This window comes from Allobosea sp. P1_A7 (assembly GCF_056406775.1).
Genome location: NZ_JBFTZN010000342.1, coordinates 1 through 7253 on the forward strand (window position 1 = coordinate 1; position 7253 = coordinate 7253).

General features: G+C 65.8%; 5 protein-coding genes and 2 pseudogenes. All 7 read right to left on the reverse strand.

The window, feature by feature from the left end; all coding sequences use genetic code 11:
- The coding region (locus AC1D34_RS33460; protein ID WP_476826558.1) for an MmgE/PrpD family protein at nt 1–1103 on the reverse strand (1103 nt) is incomplete at its 3' end.
- A gap of 49 nt (nt 1104–1152) precedes the next feature.
- Nucleotides 1153–2175 carry a serine hydrolase domain-containing protein gene (locus AC1D34_RS33465; protein ID WP_441488122.1) on the reverse strand — a complete coding sequence of 341 codons (1023 nt, stop codon included), beginning with the start codon at nt 2173–2175 and terminating at the stop codon, nt 1153–1155.
- 29 nt (nt 2176–2204) lie between these two features.
- A complete protein-coding gene (locus AC1D34_RS33470; RefSeq protein ID WP_476826559.1) occupies nt 2205–3002 on the reverse strand; it encodes an ABC transporter ATP-binding protein in 798 nt (265 codons plus the stop codon).
- A pseudogene (locus AC1D34_RS33475) lies at nt 2999–3787 on the reverse strand (ABC transporter ATP-binding protein); the annotation flags it as partial. The pseudogene AC1D34_RS33475 and the gene AC1D34_RS33470, both read right to left, overlap by 4 nt.
- A 70-nt stretch (nt 3788–3857) precedes the next feature.
- The gene (locus AC1D34_RS33480; protein ID WP_476826560.1) at nt 3858–4781 is read right to left on the reverse strand and encodes an ABC transporter permease; all 924 of its coding nucleotides are present in this window, start codon (nt 4779–4781) and stop codon (nt 3858–3860) included.
- A 9-nt stretch (nt 4782–4790) separates the two neighbouring features.
- Nucleotides 4791–5633, reverse strand: a pseudogene (locus AC1D34_RS33485) (ABC transporter permease); the annotation flags it as partial.
- Between the two features lie 31 nt (nt 5634–5664).
- Nucleotides 5665–7253 (reverse strand): ABC transporter substrate-binding protein (locus AC1D34_RS33490; RefSeq protein WP_476826561.1); only part of this gene is annotated, 1589 nt, incomplete at its 5' end.

Below are 7253 nucleotides of genomic sequence, written 5' to 3' on the forward strand. Positions count from 1 at the left end.
TCCTCGCTCTTGTCATAGGCCCTCATGACCGTGCGCGGCAGAAGTTCGCGCACGGCCTGGCGCTGCACCGCCTCGGGCGTGAAATCGGCCAGCGACAAGCGGTCCTGCAGGAGCGCGAGCGCGACGCAGTAATGCATCGAGAAACGGGCCTGCATCTCGTCTTCCGGGTCGGGATAGGCGAGGTTACGCGCATTCGCGATACCGACCAGCGTCTCCACCGCAAGCACGTCCCCGCTCGTGAAGCCATGTTCGGCCTTCAGCCCGAGGATCGCGTCCACCGTGTAATGCGTGGAGCCGCAGCAGGGATGGCGCTTGGGGATGAGGCCCTCGCTCTCGATGACATGCGGCTCGGCAATGGCTATCCCGGCCCATCCCGCCGCGCTCGCGTCGCCGAACAGTTCGGCCACCCCCATCGGGCATTCCAGAATGTCGAGACGACCTGTCATGCCAGCCGCCGCAAGCGCAGCCGCGTCAACGGCATTGCGGGCGGCAAGCCCCGCATGCAGCGGCTTTGCCGGGGTCCCGAACTGCCCCTTGGGCCCGGCCGCCATGCTTGCCGCTACGCTCATGGCGCGCGCGATGCCCGCCGCATCGAGTCCCATCAGCCAGGCCGTGCCTGCTGCAGTTCCGATAGCCCCCACCGTCGAGGTCGCGTGCCACCCGAGCGTGTAATGCGCCGGATTGATGCCTCGCCCGACTATCGCCTGCGCCTCGAGCCCGACGAGATAGGCGTCCACGAAGCTGCGCCCGTTCGCGGCTCGACCATGCGCGACGGCAAGCAGGGCCGGCACGAGCACGGCCGAAGCATGGGTGATGCCCGGCCGGAAATTGTCGTCGTAATCGAGAGCATGCGCCGCCGTGCCGTTCACCAGGGCGGCGACGGCTTCCGATGCCCTGCCGCCACCAATGACGGCGGCTGCACCGGACGGCCCGATGCTGGCGGCGAAAGCCGCACGCACCGACTGCGTCGCCTGATCGTCGGCGCCGGCAATCATGCAGCCGATCGTATCGGCGATCGCATGACGCGCACGCGTCCGCGCCAGAGGAGCGAACCCAGGTCCGGACCGGCTCCAGGCCGCAATGCGTTCGATGGCACTCGACATAGGCTCTCCAGATCTGCGACGAGTACGACGAGAAGGGCCAGCGCGTCCGTCAGCCCACGCGCGCGTTGAGGATGAGGCGCAGCAGGCGCCCGAAGGCGAAGCGGTTGACCTCCTCGCCCTTCTTGTCGGTGTTGACGCGGTGCACGATCACCAGGTCGAGCGAGGGAATGACGAGGCAGTACTGCCCGCCGACGCCCTGGGCGCTGTAGCTGCCATCCGGCAGCACGACGCCCGGAAAACCAGCACCGGACCGCGACACCCACCACATATAGCCATAGCCGCCACGCGGGCCTGCATCCGAGAGCGGCAGGACACTGGTCGCCACCCAGTTGGCCGGCACCACCTGCCGGCTGCGCCAGCGGCCTCGCCGCAGGAACATCAGGCCGAAGCGGGCGAGATCGCGCGTCGACATCCGGAACGGATAGGCCGGGTGCACGGAGCAGTCGTCCGGCTCGATCCAGCCGTCGCGACGTTCCTCGTCGAAGCGGAAATCCTGCATGCCGAGCGGCCCGGCGATGCGCCCCTGGAAGTCATCATGGATGCCGGCACCGGTGAGCGCGCCGAAGATCGTGCCGAGAGCGTTGAAGTCCCAGTTGTTATAGGACCAGAAGGCGCCCGGCGCGTGCGAATGGCGCGGCTCCTTGATCGACTTCATCCAGGCCGATTCATACCCGGCCGGGTGAAAGATGCCCGAGCGCGCAGTTAGCAGGTCGTAGATCGTGGCCGCCTTCTCGCGTTCGCTCAGGCCGTCCTTGTCGTCGACTCCGAGCTGCGCCAGGCTGCGCGACAGGTCGATCGTGCCTTCGTCCTCATGGATACCGATGAGAGCGCTGAGGAAGCTCTTGCGGATCGAATGGCACTGGTAACGATGGGCGAGATCGCCGCGGCTCGCGACAACCCGGCCGCCCTGCACGATCATCAGCGTCGCAGTCGCGATCGTGTCGGCATAGCTCCAGACGCGGTCGAGGCCATCCGCGGACCAGCCCGCATCAGCGGGGTTTACCGCACTCCAGTCCTCATTCGGCCAGGCCGCATCCGCAACCTGTCCGTCCCCCGAAACGTCTTTGCGCATGGAAAAATCGCCTCCCCTGAGGATTGCAGTCACGAGGCCGGCCGGTACCCCGTGCTCGCCTCCAGGAATTCCCGCGTGTAAGGCTCGGCGGCGCGGCCGGCGCGCACGTCCTCGGCGCTCATCTCCTCGATGATGCGTCCTTCGCTCATCATGCCGACGCGCTCGCACAGATGCGTCACCACCGCGAGGTCGTGACTGACCATCAGATAGGTCAGGTCGCGGGCACGCCGGAGCTGCTTCAGCAGGTTGAGGATTTCGGCCTGGACCGAAACATCGAGCGCCGAGGTCGGCTCGTCGAKGAGCAGCAGTTCGGGCTCGATGATGAGTGCGCGTGCGATCGCGACGCGCTGGCGCTGGCCGCCCGAAAGCTCATGCGGGAAGCGATAGCGGAACGACGGCCCGAGCCCGACGGCCGATAGGATTTCGTCGATGCGCTCCTGATGCCGGTCGAACCCGTGAATCCGGAGAGGCTCGGCCAGGACGTATTGCACCATCTTGCGCGGATGAAGCGAGGCATAGGGGTCCTGGAAGACCATCTGCACCCGACGAAAAAAGCTCTTGTCGCGCTGGCGCGGCACCACCGTGTCGCGGAACCTGATCGTGCCCTCGTAATCGCGGTTGAGCCCGACGAGCGCACGCAGGATCGTCGACTTGCCGCAGCCGGACTCGCCGATCAGCCCGAAGGCTTCGCCGTGCCCGAGCGTGAAGGAGACATCGTCGACCGCGGTCATCGCGGCTGCGCCGCTGCCGAAGATGATGTTGAGATGGCTGACTGCGAGGGCGGTCTGCTGCGCAGCCCCAGAAGCGTTCGTGGCCGGAGCACTCATGTCGCCACTCCGCTGCGGATCGTCGGACCGTCGAGCCAGGCCGGGTCGCGGCTCGGGACCTGGAGCATGTCGGTGGCGCGGTCGAGCCGCGGCAGGCTGTCGAGCAGCGCGCGCGTATAGGGGTGGCGCGCATTGCGCAGGTCGCGCGCGGCGATGTCCTCCATGATCCGGCCGGCATACATGACCAACACGCGGTCGCAGAAATCGGCGACGAGGTTGAGGTCATGGCTGATGAACATCAGGCCCGCGCCACGCCGCGTGACGAGCTCGTCGAGAATGGTCAGGACCTGCCTTCGCACCGTCACGTCGAGGGCCGAAGTCGGCTCGTCGGCAATGATCAGGTCCGGCTCGGGAATGAGCATCATGGCAATCATGATGCGCTGCCCCATGCCGCCCGAAACCTCGTGCGGGAAGAGCTGGTAGACGCGGTCGGGATCGCGGATCTTCACCGCCTCGAGCATGGCCAGCGCCCGCGCTTCGGCCTCGCGCCGGCCGACCTTGTGATGCAGGCGGTAGGCTTCGGTGATCTGCTGGCCGACCCGCATCAGCGGGTTGAGCGAGAATTTCGGGTCCTGCAGGATCATCGAGATGCGGTTGCCTCGAATGCTCCGCATCTGCCGCTCGCTGGCGGCGAGCAGGTCGATGCCGTCGAAGGAGAGCCGCCTGGCGTCGATATGTGCGGCCTTCGGCGTCAGCTTCAGCACCGTGCGCCCGGTGAGCGACTTGCCCGAACCGGACTCGCCGACGATACCGACCTTCTCCCGGCCGACGTTGAACGAGATGCCCCGGACCGCCTGGGTGGTGCGATGAGCCCCCTTGAAGGACACGAAGAGGTCCTCGACCTCGAGCAGCGGCTTAGCCATGACGCGGATCCAGGATATCGCGCAGGCCATCCCCGAAGAGGTTGAAGGCGAGGCTGGTGATCAGGATGGCGGTACCGGGAATGGCCGCAATCCAGCCATTGGTCAAAATGAACTCCCGGCCGGAAGCCAGCATGGCGCCCCATTCCGGGCTCGGCGGCTGCGCACCGAGGCCGAGGAAACCGAGCCCCGCAGCGGTGAGGATGATCGCTGCCATGTTGAGCGTGAGGCGCACCACGACAGAGGGAATGCACATCGGCACGACATGGCCAAGGATGATGCGCAACGGCGAGGCTCCCTGCAGCCGCACGGCGGCAATATAGTCCGACTTGCGGATCGACAGGGTTTCCGCGCGGGCAAGCCGGGCGATCGGTGGCCAGGCGGCGAGCGCAATCGCGATGATGGCGTTCTCGATGCCCGGGCCGAGCGCGGCGACGAAGGCGAGCGCCAGCACCAGGCTCGGGAAGGCCAGGAAGACATCGACCACGCGCATCAGCACGATATCGACCCAGCCGCCGAGATAACCGGAGGTGGTGCCGATGATCAAACCGAGCGGCGCGACGATGATCGCCGTCAGCAAGGCAATGTAGAGCGTGATGCGGGCGCCGAAGACGAGCCGGCTGAAGATATCGCGGCCGAGTTCGTCCGTGCCGAGCCAATGCGCCGCCGACGGCCGCATCAGCCGCTTGCCGAGATCCTGGGCATAGATGTCATGCGTCGCGATCAGCGGCGCAAACAAGGCCGCCAGCACGATGAGTACGATGACGGCCAGCCCGAACAGCGCCGACGGGTTGGCCTTGAGCCGCCACCATTTCAGGGACAGCTGCTGCATACGCGCCTGGAATGKCGAGGCCGGAACGGGGGCCGTAAGCCAGGCCTTGAGGCCTGTGCCGGACGTTTCAAGAGGGGGAGCGGACATGGCGTGCCTTCACCGGGTGCGCGGGTCGAAGACCCGGTAGAGCAGGTCGCAGAGCAGATTGAGCGTGACGAAGATGACGCCGACGAGCAGCGTGCAGCCGACCACGGCATTCATGTCGCCCGCGAGCAGGGCATTGGTCAGGTAGCGGCCGAAACCGGGCCAGGCGAAGACCGTCTCCGTGAGCACCGCCCCTTCCAGCAGGAAGGCGTAGGAGAGCGCCACGACGGTCACGACCTGCACGGCGATATTGCGAAAGGCATGGCCCCAAACGGTGCGCGACCAGGACAGCCCCTTGACCCGCGCCGTCACCACATATTCCTGGCTCAGCTGCTCGATCATGAAGCTGCGCGTCATGCGGCTGATATAGGCGAACGCGCCGAAGGCCAGGATCGAGGCCGGCAGGATGATGTGCGAGAAGGCGTTGCCGAACATCTCCCAGTTGCCCGCCATGGCACTGTCGATGAGCAGGAAGCCCGTCACGGGCTCGAGGTCGAACTCATAGGTGAAGTCGATGCGCCCCGGCCCCGCCACCCAGCCGAGCGTGGCGTAGAACAAGACGAGCCCCATCAGGCCGAGCCAGAAATTGGGGGCGGAATAACCGATCAGCCCGACGACGCGTGACAGCTGGTCGATCCACGTATCGCGGTACATGGCGGCGAGCACGCCCATCGGAATGCCGAGCCCCGTACCGATGATGATCGCCACGCTGGCGAGCTCGATCGTCGCCGGGAAGACGCGGGCGATGTCTTCCATCACCGGTTTCCCGGTGGTCAGCGCCGTCCCGAAATCGAGATGCAGGATGCCCCAGACATAGCGCGCGAACTGCATCCAGAGCGGCTGATCGAGACCGAGCGACCTCGGCGACTTCGGACACCGGTCAGCCTTACTTGCTGGTTCGGGCGTAGTAGGTCTTGAAGCCGGTCCAGCTCCAGTCCTTCAGGTCCTTGCGGACACCCGCGATGTTGTACATCTGGAACATGAAGGCCATCGGCCCCTTGGCCATGACGTCCTTCTGAATCTCGGCGTAGAGCGCGTCGCGCTTGGCCGTGTCGGCTTCCAGCAAGGCTTCGTCGATCTTGGCGTTGAGCGCCAGGTCCTGATACGACGAACGCCAGCTCGGATATTGCGTCTGCTTCGCCTCGGCCCGGTTGTCGGGATTGAAGACGAGGCGCGAGGCATTCCCATGCGCATCCGGCACGCCGGTCTGCCAGGCCAGCATCGCCGACTGGAATTCGCGGCCGCGAACCTTGCTGAACAGCTGGGCATTGGCCATCCGCTCGAGCGACAGCTTCACGCCGATCTTGGAGGCGTTCTGCTGCACGCTTTGGGCGATCGGCGCCGAATGCGGCAAGGTGCCGAAGATCAGGCTGGCTTCGAAACCGTTCGGATAGCCCGCCTCGGTCAGGAGCTGCTTGGCCTTGTCGAGGTCGAGCTTGAAGGGCTGGCCCTCCTTCTCGTCCAATGCGCCGACCGCTCCAAGCTGCGCGAAGCTCGCCCGCGGCACCCCGAGATAGGTCATGATCGTCTTGCCGAGACCGTCATAGTCGATCAGGTAGCGCATCGCGAGGCGCACCTTCTCCTTGGAGAAGGGGCCGTCCGCAACGTTGAAGTTCCAGAAGAACAGCTGCGGCCGCAGAACCTTGAGGATCGAGACATCCTTCGAGGCTTCAAGGTCCTTGACGTCCTCGGGCGTCAGGTCACGCGCGACGTCGACGTCGCCCTGCCCCAGCAGCAGGCGCTGGGTGCCGGCTTCCGCGACATGCCGGATCAGCACGCGCTTCAGCGCCGGAGCCTTGCCCCAATAGCCCTCGTTCGCCTCGAGCACGATGGACTCGCCCGCGTTCCAGCGCGTCAGCTTGTAGGGGCCGACGCAGGCCGTGCGGGTGCCGAGATACTTATTGCCGAGATCGCCATTCTGCTCATTGGCCATGATGGTCTTCATGTCCATCACGGCAGCGACGCGGTTGGCGGCGATCGCCTGCAGGATCAGCGTCGTCGGATAGGCCTTGTCGAGCTTGAACACGACCGTATTGGCATCCGGCGCCACGATGCGCTGATCGACCGTGTCCTTGGTGAAGCCGTATTCGGTCAGGGTCGCGGCATTGCCGAAATTGAGTTTGACCACGCGGCGCAGCGACCAGAGAACATCCTCAGCGGTCACCGGGTTGCCGGACGGGAACTTGGCGCCCTTGCGCAGGTGGAAGGTGATCTCCTTGCGATCCGGCGAGACGTCCCAGCGCTCGGCGAAGAGCGGGACAACCTTGCGCTCGTCGGCCGGGTCGAAATCGACCAGCGTGTCGCAGGTGTTCTGCAGGATCTCGTTGGTCACGACCTCGCCGACCTGGGCCGGATCGAAAGTGCTGATCGCGTCGATATTCCACGCCATCACCAGGGCGTTCTTCGGCGTGGCGGCGCCGGCCGTCGTGGCAGCAGCGCAAACGGCCGCCGCAGCGGCGACGCTGGAGAGAAGAT

Bases quoted from the DNA above. Each gene is read 5' to 3' on its own strand.
- AC1D34_RS33465 (WP_441488122.1), bottom strand. From the start codon at position 2,175: ATGCGCAAAGACGTTTCGGGGGACGGACAGGTTGCGGATGCGGCCTGG.